Here is a 12050-nt window from a genome sequence, read left to right as displayed (position 1 = left end):
ACTTTATATAGAAACATCTGAACCCTAACCGCAGCAAAGGAGGCCCCATGGCATTCGATCCCATTCAAGAGGATTGCCATCGCCTCGTTCTTGAGGCCTTGCGCCGCGACAATATCCCGCTCACCGACGGTGCCGCCGTAGAGCGTCTGATGGAGCAATTCACCCGCAACCCCGCACCGCTCATCGTGCACGACCGCGACCGCGCCGGGCATCTGATTGCCAAGGTAGTCGAGGCCGTCGACTACCGCATTCCCTTTATCCCTGACGATGCCCAGGCAGAGCAGGAAGAGGCAGCTGCCGAGAACATGCTCCGCGAGGCGGCCGCACTCGATCCGGCCAACTGGGATGCCCAGCGCATGCTGACGGCACTCACCGCCGAATCCAACGAGGAATACGTGCAGTATCTGGTGTCCAAGTGCGACGAGGTCGAGCACGACCTAGCGCTCAAAATCGCCTCGGCCCAGGACCCCTACGAGCGCGAGGCCGCAGGCGACCTTACGCGCCGTCCCTATCTGCGCTGGCTTGCCGCCTTGGCATCGCGCGCGCTCATTAGCGGACGCTACCGCATGTCGCTCGAAGCCGCGAATCGCAGCTTGGACTTTGCCCCCAACGATCCCGCCGGCGTCCGCCACACCGCGATGCTCGCCATGGCAAAGCTCGAATACCCCGCCGAGGAGCTCAAGCGCTTTCGCTCCGCTCACTCCGTGCCGTACCTCGCGAATACCCCGCTGCGCCGCCGCCCCAAAGATGCGGAGCGTGACTTGGACCCGTGGACGCTCATCGCGCTGATGAGCGCTGCCTGGCGCGAGCTGGACTACGAGGGTGCCGAACACTACCTGCGTATCCTTGTGCGTTCGTGCCCGCACGCAGCCGAGGCGCTCTACTTCCAAACCGAGTTTCCCGATGGCGTCTATGCCCGCGTCAACGTGGGTGCGGGCTCCACCGACGAGCTTGTCCTTGCGCTGTCCGAGGCGACGCCGGTACTGCAGGAGGGCCTGGGCGCCCCCGACAACGCCAGTTTTGCCGCCTGGGTCGCCACCAACGATATCGTGCGTTCCCAAATCGATGAGCGCATACTGCGGGCGGCCGAGCAGGGTTTGCCGTTTAAGGGAGGAGACCTCTAATGGATCCGAGCGTCTACATCCCCGCCTACCTGGAGCGCACCTATCTGGCGTCGCACCCCGAGCTCACCGATGCAGCACGCGAGCTTGTCCATAACGACATTAGCGCGAATCCCCAAAAGTATGCGCAGTCCGAGCATGCCCAGGCGCTGCTGTCCTATGCCGGCGTTCATCGTCACCTGCTCGACGAGCTCCATCGCATCGAGGACATGGGCAGCGATGAGGAGTTTGAGCAGACGCGCAACCGCCTGTTCGACGATATGCGCGATGAGCTGCTCAAGATTGTCCGCGTCGATGCACTGGCCGTCGACGCGCAGCTGCTCGCCATCATCCTGGCCGACACGCCCGTTGACGCCTGCCTGGGCGACCTAATGAAGCTCGAGGCGACCACGGCCGATTACCTGCAGCAAAGCGTGCCCGGGTTCGACATGGAAGCCCCGCACTACTGGGCCAACAAAGTTTTGACGGACGGCGTGACGGCGGCAGAGCTCACCGTGAGCGAGCCGGCTCTTATCGGGTGGCTCCACACGCTCGAGGCCATCTCGCAGCTGTGCATGGCGAGCGCCCGCTACCGTGCTGCCGCCAACTACGCCCGCCGCGTCCTTAAGGCGGAAGGCTACCCCACCCGAGCCGCAGGCACCGTGTTGCTCGCCCTCGCTCGTCTGGAAGACCAGGACGGCTTTTTTGCCCTGGCCCACCAGCTCGAGGAAGAGATCGGGGCTGACGCGCTCGAGAACTCTCCTTGGTATCTGCTCGCCCGCACCATCCTCTTGTTCAAAACGAACAAGATGCGTCCGGCGGTGCGTGCGCTGCGTGAGTTCGCTAACCGCTGCGAGGGCGGCGCGTTCTTCTTGCTGAATCCCATGTACCAGACACCGTACCTTCCCTGCCGGCCCGAGCCACGTGATCCCTGGGATCTTTCGCACCAGGCCGTTTGGGAAGCGGACGGCATTATCTCGGACACTCCAGACTTTGCCCCCTGGGCCAATGCCTGCGAAGACGCGTCGCAGCTTGCCCAGGAATTTGCGCGCCGCTACGGTTTTTAGTGACGCACTCGACCCGACCATGTCGTTTACGTTAGGAACGGTTTCATGAACCTCCGCTCATCTCTTGCCTGCACCTCGAGCGATATCGCTCGCTGGGGACTGCGCTCTGTCCTTAAGCGCCAGGGCGGCGTACTCCCCGGCCGCATCGCCATGAAGATCGACCCCGAGTTGCTGAACGACCTCGCGGGCCTTGTCGACCGCAGCGTGGTGATCACCGGCACCAACGGCAAGACCACCACCTCCAACCTCATCGCCGACGCCGTTGCCGCCAGCGGCGCCACCGTGGTATGCAACCGCGCCGGCAACAACATGGAGCCGGGCGTGGTGGGCGCACTGCTCGAAGCGCGCAGCGGCCTCAAGCGAGCCGGTGGCGGCAAGCGCGTGGGCGTTTTTGAGTGCGATGAGCTTTACACCGTACGCGTCCTGCCCAAGCTCAAGCCGACGTACTTCGTGCTGCTCAACCTGTTCCGCGACCAGCTGGATCGCTATGGCGAGATCGATCACACCCAGGAGGTCATCGCCCATGCGTTGGAGCTCTCTCCAACGACAACGCTCATCTACAACGCCGACGACCCGCTGTGTGCCGCGATCGCCGCACGCGTTCCCAATGCAAGCATCGCCTTTGGCATCGACGGCGCCACCAACACCGAGTCCGACCGTATTAGCGACTCGCGCTTTTGCTCGCAGTGCAACGCCCCGTTGGAGTACGACTATGTGCAGTATGGTCAACTCGGCGCCTACCATTGCCCCTCGTGCGGTTGGGCACGCCCCGCACTGGTCCGCCGTGTGACGGGCGTGGAGCTCGGCTGCGACGGCTACGGCTTTGACCTGGTCTTTGGATCTGCGTCCGACGCGGCTGCCGTACACATCGCCACGCGCTACAACGGCCTGTACATGGTCTACAACGTTGCCGCTGCATTCTTTGCCGCACATGAGTTAGGCGTGGATACGGCGCACCTGCAGCCCACGCTCGATGCCTACGTCCCCGCCGGCGGACGCATGGGCCGCTGGGATATCGCCGGCCGCACCGTCGAGGCCAACCTGGCCAAGAATCCCGTAGGCTTCGATCGACAGATCCAGTCCATTAAGACGGCGGGCGGCAGACTCTGCGCCTTCTTCCTGAACGACAACGACGCCGACGGCCACGATGTATCGTGGATCTACGACGTCGACTTCGAGCGCATCGCCGACACACCGGGTCTTGTCGCCTTTGCCGGAGGCACGCGTGCGCACGACATGCAGGTACGCCTCAAGTACGCCGGCATCGATGCCGCGATTATCTCGGACGTCGCGCAGGCAATTGGCGCCGTGGCAGACGAGGCCGCCGATGACACCTTCTACGCCGTCGCCAACTACACGGCCTTCCCGCCGCTGGTCAAGGAGCTCGACGGGCTGAAAGGCGCCACCGCCGACGCTGTTGCCGGGCGCGCCGTAGCCCGTGCCGACGGCAGCGCTCTTCCTGTCGGCATCGCGCCAGTCGAGCTTTCGCGCCCGCTGCGCATCGTCTACCTGTATCCCGATGCCCTCAACCTCTACGGCGACGGCGGCAACGTTATCGCCCTCGAGCGTCGCTGCGCCTGGCGCGGCATCCCCGTTCGCGTGGACGAGGTCCGCATGGGCGAGTCGCTCGATCTCACCGACACCGACATCGTCATGATGGGTGGTGGCTCCGACCGCGACCAGCTAGCCGTGGCACACGAGCTGCTCGCCCAAAAAGACAAGGTCGCATCCTATGTTGAGGATGGCGGCTCGCTGCTCGCCATCTGTGGCAGCTATCAGCTGCTCGGCCGTTCGTACTATATGGGCGAGGATCGCATTGAGGGTCTGGGGGTCATTGCCGCCGAAACCGTACGCGGCTCCGACCGCCTGATCGGCAACGTAGCCGTCAAAACCGACCTGGCACCTGAGCCCTTTGTGGGATTCGAGAACCATGGCGGCCGCACGCTTTTGGACGCCGATGCCACGCCGCTCGGAACGTCCGTCGTCACGGGCACCGGCAACAACGGCGACGATGGCTTTGAGGGCCTGATCTACAAGGGCGTCATCGGCACGTACCTGCATGGCCCGGCGCTACCCAAGAACCCCGAGCTCGCCGACTGGTTGATCGCCCATGCCCTCGAGCGCCGTGGCGATGCACAGGCCGCCGCCCTGCTGCCGCTCAAGCCCCTCGACGACACCTACGAGCACGCCGCCCACGACGCCGCCATGAAGCTCCTCCCCTAGCACCTCACCACCACAAAGGGGACAGGCACCTTTGTGGTGGTTTTTCAGTTTGCCAACGATATGTGAACGGCTAAAAAAGTCTGCTATACTCTTTCCCGCTGTCCCCATCGTCTAGCGGCCAAGGACGCCACCCTTTCAAGGTGGATATCGCGGGTTCGAATCCCGCTGGGGGCACCATTTGAATTGAAGAGCCCGTTACCCTCGCGGTAGCGGGCTTTTTGCTACCGATATGCCGGGATTCGAACCCGACAGGGTGCGAAGCTGAGGAAACGCGCAAGCGTTTTCCAGCGCAGCACGCAAGGAGCGGAGCGACGCAGCGGAAGCGGGCGGCGCCAGCCGCACGCGGACATCCCGCTGGGGGCACCATTTGAAACTAGAAGCCCGTTACCCCCGCGGTGGGGCTTTTTGCTACCGATATGCCGGGATTCGAACCCGACAGGGTGCGAATCCCGGCATCATCGCAAGGCCTGTGGTCAAAAAATGGCAAATATGAGTACTGTTACCATTTTAGTTACAGCGATTTCATGCCTTCAGAAGGCGATTTAGCCGTCGGGCGTCCTACGGCGGAATAATTGCAGACGTTTATCGGCTAAGTACTTGGACATATGTTGCGTAACACTACATATTTTGCAAATAAATAATGTTACAGGACTTGTGACAGTACTCATATTTGACGTTTTTTGCCCATAGCCCTTTATACCTAGGCACATCGGCGGCAAAACGGGCTTCAAAGCGTCCTTCGCAAACAAAAAGCCGGGGCCCGCATGATGCGGACCCCGGCTCAATACCGTGACGATATGTCAGTTACGCTCTACACGTAGAACAGGATGTCGTCGTAAGTCGGGACCGGCCAGTAGTCGGCAGCCACGATCTCCTCCATGGCATCCACGGCGGCGCGCAGCGTATCCATAGCGGGAACGACCTCGTGCGCGTACACGTTGGCCTGCTCCTGGCCATCGAGGCCCTCGGCCTTCTGATGCACGGCGTCGAGCGCCTTGATGGAGTCGTTGATGGTGGTGATGCCGTTGCAGAGCTTGTTGAGCGTGTTCTGCTCACACTGCATGGCGGCCTCGGCGCCGGCGGCACGAATAGTCTCAAGGCCCTTAGCGACCTTGGTGGCATAGGCAGTAATGACCGGGCGATAGGTACGACGCGCCTCGCGAACCATCGTGGTAGCCTCGATGTTCATGAGCTTGTTGTACTTCTCGAGCTTGCAGTCGTAGCGGCACTGAGCCTCGGCCTTGGTCAGGACACCCGTCTCCTCGAAGAGCGCGATAGCCTTATCGGAAACAAAGGCGGGCAGGGCATCGGCCGTGGTCTTGTTGTTGGCAAGGCCGCGCTTCTCGGCCTCAATGGGCCACTCGTCGGAGTAACCGTCGCCGGAGAACAGGATGCGCTGGTGATCGGTCAACACCTTCTTGCAGTACTCGAGCGCGGCATCCTGGAACTCATCCTCGGGCGTACCCTCAAGCGCGTCGGCGAAGGACTTGAGCGACTTGGCCACGGCGGCATCGAGCACCAGGTTGGAGTCGGAGACGTTCTGCTCGGAGCCGCAGGCACGGAACTCGAACTTGTTGCCGGTGAAGGCGAACGGGGAGGTGCGGTTGCGGTCGGTGTTGTCCTGCATCAGCTTGGGCAGGGTATCGGCGCCCAGGTCGAGCACGCCGCGCGTGGCATGGACGGAAGCCTTGCCATCGATGATCTTCTCGACGACCTCGGTAAGCTGGTCGCCCAGGAAGATGGACATAATCGCCGGAGGAGCCTCGTTGGCGCCCAGACGATGGTCGTTGCCGGCCGAGGCAACAGAGGCACGCAGGAGCTCCTGATAGTTATCGACGGCCTCGATCACCGCGGTGAGGAAGACGATGAACTGCAGGTTGTCGAGCGGGGTGTCGCCCGGATCGAGCAGGTTCTCGGACTCGGTGCCAAGCGACCAGTTGTTGTGCTTGCCCGAACCATTGATGCCCTCAAAGGGCTTCTCGTGCAGCAGGCAGACCAAGTCGTGGCGGGAGGCGATGAGCTTCATCTTCTCCATCATGACCAGGTTCTGGTCGATGGCCTCGTTGACCTCGCCGTAGACGGGGGCGAGCTCATGCTGGCAGGGTGCGACCTCGTTGTGCTTGGTCTTGGCGGGAATGCCAAGCGCCCACAGTTCATCGTCCAGGTCCTTCATATAGGCCGAGACGGTGGGGCGGATAGCGCCAAAGTAGTGCTCCTCGAGCTCCTGGCCCTTGCATGGAGCAGCACCAAAGAGGGTGCGGCCGGTGATGACCAGGTCCTTGCGCTTGCGGTAAGCGTCCTTCTTGATCAGGAAGTACTCCTGCTCGTCGCCCACGGAAGGAACGACCTTCTTGGGGGTCTTGCCAAACAGCGCCAAAACGCGCTTAGACTCACGCGAGAGCGCGGTCATGGAACGCAGCAGCGGGGTCTTCTTGTCCAGGGCCTCGCCCGTGTAGGAGCAGAAAGCCGTGGGGATGCACAGGACATCGTCCTTGATAAAGGCGGGGCTAGTGGGGTCCCAAGCGGTGTAGCCACGGGCCTCGAAGGTAGCACGCAGGCCGCCGTTGGGGAAGCTCGAGGCATCGGGCTCGCCCTGGATGAGGTTCTTGCCCGTAAACTTGGTAATGGCGGTGCCGTCGTGGTTGGGCTCCAGGAAGCTGTCGTGCTTCTCGGAAGTAATGCCCGAAAGCGGCTGGAACCAGTGCGCGTAGTGCGTCGCGCCCTTGGAGATGGCCCAGACCTTCATGGCATGGGCAACGGCGTTGGCCACATCCAGGTCGAGCGGCTCACCGCCCTCGAGGGTTGCAGCAAGACGCTTCCAAATGTCCTTGGGGAGGTAGTCCTTCATGACTTCCTCAGAGAACACCATGGTCCCGAAGCGGTCAGTAAGATCGGCCATACGGAACTCCCTTCGTATCGGCACCGCGTGAGAAGCGGTGTTGATTACTAACGAACGAGTCATAGCTTAGACTCGCCGTGTTTCCGCGACATTACCGTTATGTTGCTGTCGCGAAACCAATCAATGAGGTTACCCTATCGAGGCGGCGTTGCCACCCTCAACAGCCAATCAACTGTATAAATTGCAGACCTCCCCGCACAGTTTACGGGTAGCTCATTTGCCACGGGCTATAAAGACTGGTACTTGATGCGAAATACCAGTCTTTATAGCCCGTGGCAAAATTAGCCGCTCTGCTATAGGGAAAGCCGATAGCAAGGCATCTTTGATTGGTATCCCCGAATAACGAGTGAAACTCCACCGTGACACAGTGGTGCTGTAGAATCCTTACAACACATCACACTATTACGTATCTAGAGGAGCACGATATGCGCGTCGACGAGGTTTTTAAGCAGGCAGCATCCCAGGGCACCGCGCCCGTTTCGTTTGAGATGTTCCCGCCCAAGGGCGAGCTGACCCTCGACACGGCTCGCGAAGTGGCAGGCAATCTGTGCAAGCTTTCGCCGAGCTTTGTCTCGGTCACCTGCTCGGCCGGCGGCTCGGGCAACGGTGCCACCACCGCCCCCATCGCGCATATGATTTCGAGCGAATTCGACACGCCCTCGGTGGCACACCTTACCTGCGTGGGCCGCTCGCATGCCGATATCGCCGCCAAGATCGACGAGTATCGCGCCGCCGGGGTTGAAAACATCCTGGCCCTGCGTGGTGATCTTCCCGCTGGCGCGACCGAGGACGACAAGCCTGCCTCCGACTACGCCTACGCCCGTGACCTCATCCCCGAGCTCGTCGACGCCGGCTTTTGCGTGGGCGCCGCAGCCTACCCCGAGGGCCACATTGCCTGTGAGGATCTCAACCTCTCGGTCGAACACCTCAAGCAAAAACAGGACGCCGGCGCGAGCTTCTTTGTAACGCAGCTCTTCTTTGATAACGAGTGCTTCTACCGTTTTCGCGAGCTTGCCGACAAGGCCGGCATCACCGTGCCCATTACCGCGGGCATCATGCCGTTTATGGGCAAGTCGCAGATCAGCCGCATGGTCTTTATGTGCGGCGCGTCGCTGCCCTCCCCCGTCATCAAGATTCTCGCCAAGTACGAGAACGACCCCGAGAGCCTGCAGGCAGCCGGTGTAGATTATGCCGCCCGTCAGCTTTGCGACCTCAAGGAGCACGGCGCCGACGGCCTGCACCTGTACACTATGAACCGTCCTGTGATCGCCGCGACCATTATGGAGCGCCTGGGGTAATGGAAAAACCGCACATCGATACAACCGCTGTCGAAGTGCCGGCCGACCTTGCGTCGCCGGCGCTTTACCGTGTCGATGCTGCGCACCATCCCCGTGTCGACCGTGCCGAGATGCTGCGGTATCTGGGTTACGGCGGCCAGCAGATCGAGCCCGAGCTGTCACGACGTATTGAGCTTGTCGTTGAACGTCTGGAACTGGACATTGAGCCCCGTGGCGTGCGCCGCGTGTTTGCCGTCGATGCCACGGGCGTGGACGAACAAAGTGAGCCTTGCATTCGCTTGGTCGGCACCAACGTTGAGCTGCGAGGTCGCGATATCTATCGACATCTCAAAGATGCCCGCTTTGCCGCGCTCATGGCATGTACCCTCGGCATGGACGCCGAGCGTCGCCTGCGCACCACGGGAGCCCAACATCCCCTGGAGGGCGCCGTGCTCGACGCCGCGTGCTCCGCTTACGTAGAAGCCGCCGTCGAGCAGATGGACCAGCAGGTCAAGGCTGCGGCCGCCGCACACGGACTCGTCGGCAACTGGCGCTTTAGTCCCGGCTACGGCGACTGCCCGCTCTCGGCCCAGCGCCCGATCGTCAATGCGCTCAACGCCACGCGGCTCATCGGGCTTACCGTCACCCCCACCAGCCTGCTCATGCCCACCAAGAGCGTGACCGCGGTGATCGGCCTGTTTGATGGCGAGGTCCACGACGCCCAGAGCCGCCCTACCTGCAATATCTGCCGCATGCGCGAGCACTGCCGCTTCCGCGCCGCCCACACCACCTGCTATTCCAGCCATTAGGAGCCATCGATGTTTACCCCGCTTATCACTCATGATCTGGACGGTGCCGCGCTGGCGGCGCCTGTTGATGCCGCACGCCGTAATGGCGCTGCATACAAGACGCGCACGTTTGAAGACCTTCGCATTAAGGACGATCGTCTGCGCGCCGCCATCGAGGGCACGGGGCACCTGCTGTTCGACGGCGGCATGGGCACCATGCTGCAGGCTGCCGGCATGAAGGCCGGCGCCCTGCCCGAGTTGCTCAACTTTGAGGAGCCCCAGGTCATTACCGATATTCAGCGTCAGTACGTCGAGGCCGGCTGTGACGTGATCACCGCCAACACCTTTGGCGCCAACGCGCACAAGCTCGATGGCGCCGCCACCGTGGCAGATGTCTTTGCCGCGGCCGTCACCTGCGCCCGCGCGGCCGGTGCCCACTATGTCGCCGGCGACATCGGCCCCATCGGCGCGCTGCTTCGCCCCTTGGGTACCCTCAGCTTCGACGAGGCCTATGACCTCTTTGCCGAGGAGGTGCGCGCTGGCGTCGCCGCGGGCGTGGACCTCTTTATTATCGAGACTATGACCGACCTGGCAGAGATCAAGGCTGCCGTCCTCGCCTGCCGCGAAAACTCCGACCTGCCCGTCTTTGCCACCATGACCTTTGAGGAAGACGGTCGCACGTTCCTGGGCACAAGCCCCGAGGTGGCCGCCATCACGCTCGATGCCATCGGCGCCGACGTCCTGGGCATTAACTGCAGCCAGGGACCGGCCGAGCTCCGAGGGCTTGCCGCACGTATGCTCACCGTTACCGACAAGCCCGTTATGGTGCAGGCTAATGCGGGACTCCCCCACGTGGACGACGACGGTAACACCGTCTTTGATATCCAGGCCCCCGAGTACGCCGAGGCTGTCGCCGGCATGATCGAGGACGGCGTGAGCGTTGTGGGCGGCTGCTGTGGAACCACGCCGGCGCACATGGCCGCCCTGCGCACGCTTATCGACAATCACACGCCCTGCCCGCGCCACCGCAAGCCCAGCATGTCGGTCACGAGCGCCCAGACGGTCGTGGACCTTCCCTGCGACGGCCACAAGATCGCCGTCATCGGCGAGCGCATCAATCCCACCGGCAAAAAGCGCCTGCAGCAGGCCCTGCGCGACGGCGACCTGGACTACGTTGTGAGCCAGGGCATCAGCCAGCAGGAACAGGGCGCCGACATCCTGGACGTCAACGTGGGCCTGCCCGAGATTGACGAGGTCAAGATCATCCAACAGGCGACTGAACAGCTCCAGGGCTCCACGCTGTTGCCGCTGCAGATCGACTCCACCGATCCCGCAGCCGTCGAGGCCGCTGTGCGCCGCTACGCAGGCAAGCCCATCATCAACTCGGTCAATGGCAAACAGCAGATCATGGATGAGATCTTTCCGCTGGTCGCCCACTACGGCACCAACGTCGTCGGCCTCACGCTCGACGAAGGCGGCATCCCCGATACCGCCGAGGCTCGCTTCGCCATCGCCGAGCGCATCGTGGCCGAGGCTGCCCGCTACGGCATCGGCCCGGACCGCATCCTCATCGACTGCCTGGTCATGACCGCCTCGACCAATCAACGCCAGGCCGAGCAGATCCTGCGCGCCATGTCCCTGTGCAAGGAGCGCCTGGGCGTCAAATGCGCACTCGGCGTGTCGAACATCAGCTTTGGCCTGCCCGCCCGCCCGCTGCTGGGCTCGGTCTTTTTGGCCGCCGCCTTTGGTGCAGGTCTGGACGCCCCCATCATGAACCCGGGTTCCAAGCGCTTTATGGATACCGTCTACAGCTATCGCGTGCTGAGCGTTGAGGATGAGGGCTCGACCGGATACATCGAGCGCTACGCCGGCTGGACCGATCCGTATAAGATTGCCGCAAACCCGGCGGCGGCCCAGGCGGTATCGACCGACGCCGCGCCCGCTGCTGGCACCGCCAGCAGCGACGGCAACGACGACCCGATTCGTCGCATGGTCGTCTCGGGCCGCAAAGGCGAGATCGCGGCCGAGACCGAGCGTCTGCTGGCAGACCACGACGCCATGGACCTCATCAACAATCACTTTATCCCCGCCCTCGACGAGGTTGGCGTCCTCTTTGACCAGGGCAAGTTCTTCTTGCCGCAGCTTATGGCCTCGGCCGAGGCCGCGCGCGTGGGCTTCGACACCATCAAGCGCCTGATGCCCGCCGGCGAGATCGCCGACAAGGGCAAGATCTGCGTGGCCACCGTTAAAGGCGACATCCACGACATCGGTAAGAACATCGTCAAAATGCTGCTCGACAACTACGGCTACACCGTCTTTGACCTAGGCCGCGACGTCGACCCGCAAGAGGTGCTCAAGACCGTACAGGAGCGCGACATCAAGCTCGTCGGCCTTTCGGCGCTTATGACCACCACCGTCGTGGCCATGGAAGAGACCATCAAGCTGCTTCATGCCGAGGTGCCGGGCGTCAAGATCATCGTAGGCGGTGCCGTGCTCACCCCCGAATATGCTAAGCAGATCGGCGCGGACTACTACGCCAAGGACGCCGCCGAAAGCGCTCGTATCGCCGAAGAGGTCTTTGGGCAGTAACACAACGGAAACAACCGAGCACCAAAACGTGCCGCACGCGCCACTTGGCACGTGCGGCACGTTAGAATAGATAAGACTATGCTCGTTTTGGCAGATAGGAGCGCAAG

The 12050-nt window shown here is 62.4% G+C and carries 7 protein-coding genes and 1 tRNA gene; 7 read left to right on the top strand and 1 reads right to left on the bottom strand.

Going from position 1 to position 12050, the window contains the following annotated elements; all coding sequences use genetic code 11:
* Positions 1-47: 47 nt before the first annotated feature.
* From ACESWY_RS01575 to ACESWY_RS01560, 4 genes are all read left to right on the top strand, one after another.
* The gene (locus tag ACESWY_RS01575; RefSeq protein ID WP_373092525.1) at positions 48-1124 is read left to right on the top strand and encodes a tetratricopeptide repeat protein; all 1077 of its coding nucleotides are present in this window, start codon (positions 48-50) and stop codon (positions 1122-1124) included.
* On the top strand, positions 1124-2167 hold the full coding sequence (locus ACESWY_RS01570; RefSeq protein WP_373092523.1) for a hypothetical protein: 1044 nt from the start codon (positions 1124-1126) through the stop codon (positions 2165-2167). The genes ACESWY_RS01575 and ACESWY_RS01570 overlap by 1 nt, the downstream gene beginning before the upstream one ends.
* A gap of 45 nt (positions 2168-2212) precedes the next feature.
* Positions 2213-4390 carry a MurT ligase domain-containing protein gene (locus ACESWY_RS01565; RefSeq protein ID WP_373092521.1) on the top strand — a complete coding sequence of 726 codons (2178 nt, stop codon included), beginning with the start codon at positions 2213-2215 and terminating at the stop codon, positions 4388-4390.
* Between the two features lie 100 nt (positions 4391-4490).
* A tRNA-Glu gene (locus tag ACESWY_RS01560) sits at positions 4491-4567 on the top strand.
* Between the two features lie 634 nt (positions 4568-5201).
* Here ACESWY_RS01560 and ACESWY_RS01555 read toward each other — a convergent pair.
* Entirely contained in the window at positions 5202-7289 is a 2088-nt protein-coding gene (locus ACESWY_RS01555; RefSeq protein ID WP_373092519.1) for a glutamine synthetase III family protein, read from the bottom strand.
* 425 nt (positions 7290-7714) lie between these two features.
* On the opposite strand from ACESWY_RS01555, the gene ACESWY_RS01550 reads away from it, so the two are divergent.
* Genes ACESWY_RS01550 through ACESWY_RS01540 form a run of 3 tightly spaced genes read left to right on the top strand, consistent with a single transcriptional unit; the run spans position 7715 to position 11943 of the window.
* Positions 7715-8587, top strand: coding sequence for a methylenetetrahydrofolate reductase (locus ACESWY_RS01550; RefSeq protein WP_373092517.1), 873 nt, complete (start codon positions 7715-7717; stop codon positions 8585-8587).
* Complete coding sequence (locus ACESWY_RS01545) at positions 8587-9375, top strand: hypothetical protein (RefSeq protein WP_373092515.1); 789 nt, start codon at positions 8587-8589, stop codon at positions 9373-9375. Before ACESWY_RS01550 ends, ACESWY_RS01545 begins: the two co-directional genes overlap by 1 nt.
* A 9-nt stretch (positions 9376-9384) precedes the next feature.
* Positions 9385-11943 carry a homocysteine S-methyltransferase family protein gene (locus ACESWY_RS01540; RefSeq protein ID WP_373092513.1) on the top strand — a complete coding sequence of 853 codons (2559 nt, stop codon included), beginning with the start codon at positions 9385-9387 and terminating at the stop codon, positions 11941-11943.
* Positions 11944-12050 lie beyond the last annotated feature (107 nt).

It is taken from the genome of Collinsella aerofaciens ATCC 25986 (assembly GCF_964237925.1).
GTDB classification, from domain to species: domain Bacteria; phylum Actinomycetota; class Coriobacteriia; order Coriobacteriales; family Coriobacteriaceae; genus Collinsella; species Collinsella aerofaciens_BJ.
This window is presented reverse-complemented; position numbering and strand designations above follow the sequence as displayed.

Excerpts from the sequence above, each read along its gene's own strand:
- ACESWY_RS01550 (WP_373092517.1), top strand. The coding sequence starts at position 7,715 with ATGCGCGTCGACGAGGTTTTTAAGCAGGCAGCATCCCAGGGCACCGCG.
- ACESWY_RS01545 (WP_373092515.1), top strand. The coding sequence starts at position 8,587 with ATGGAAAAACCGCACATCGATACAACCGCTGTCGAAGTGCCGGCCGAC.
- ACESWY_RS01570 (WP_373092523.1), top strand. The coding sequence starts at position 1,124 with ATGGATCCGAGCGTCTACATCCCCGCCTACCTGGAGCGCACCTATCTG.
- ACESWY_RS01555 (WP_373092519.1), bottom strand. The coding sequence starts at position 7,289 with ATGGCCGATCTTACTGACCGCTTCGGGACCATGGTGTTCTCTGAGGAA.
- ACESWY_RS01565 (WP_373092521.1), top strand. The coding sequence starts at position 2,213 with ATGAACCTCCGCTCATCTCTTGCCTGCACCTCGAGCGATATCGCTCGC.
- ACESWY_RS01575 (WP_373092525.1), top strand. The coding sequence starts at position 48 with ATGGCATTCGATCCCATTCAAGAGGATTGCCATCGCCTCGTTCTTGAG.
- ACESWY_RS01540 (WP_373092513.1), top strand. The coding sequence starts at position 9,385 with ATGTTTACCCCGCTTATCACTCATGATCTGGACGGTGCCGCGCTGGCG.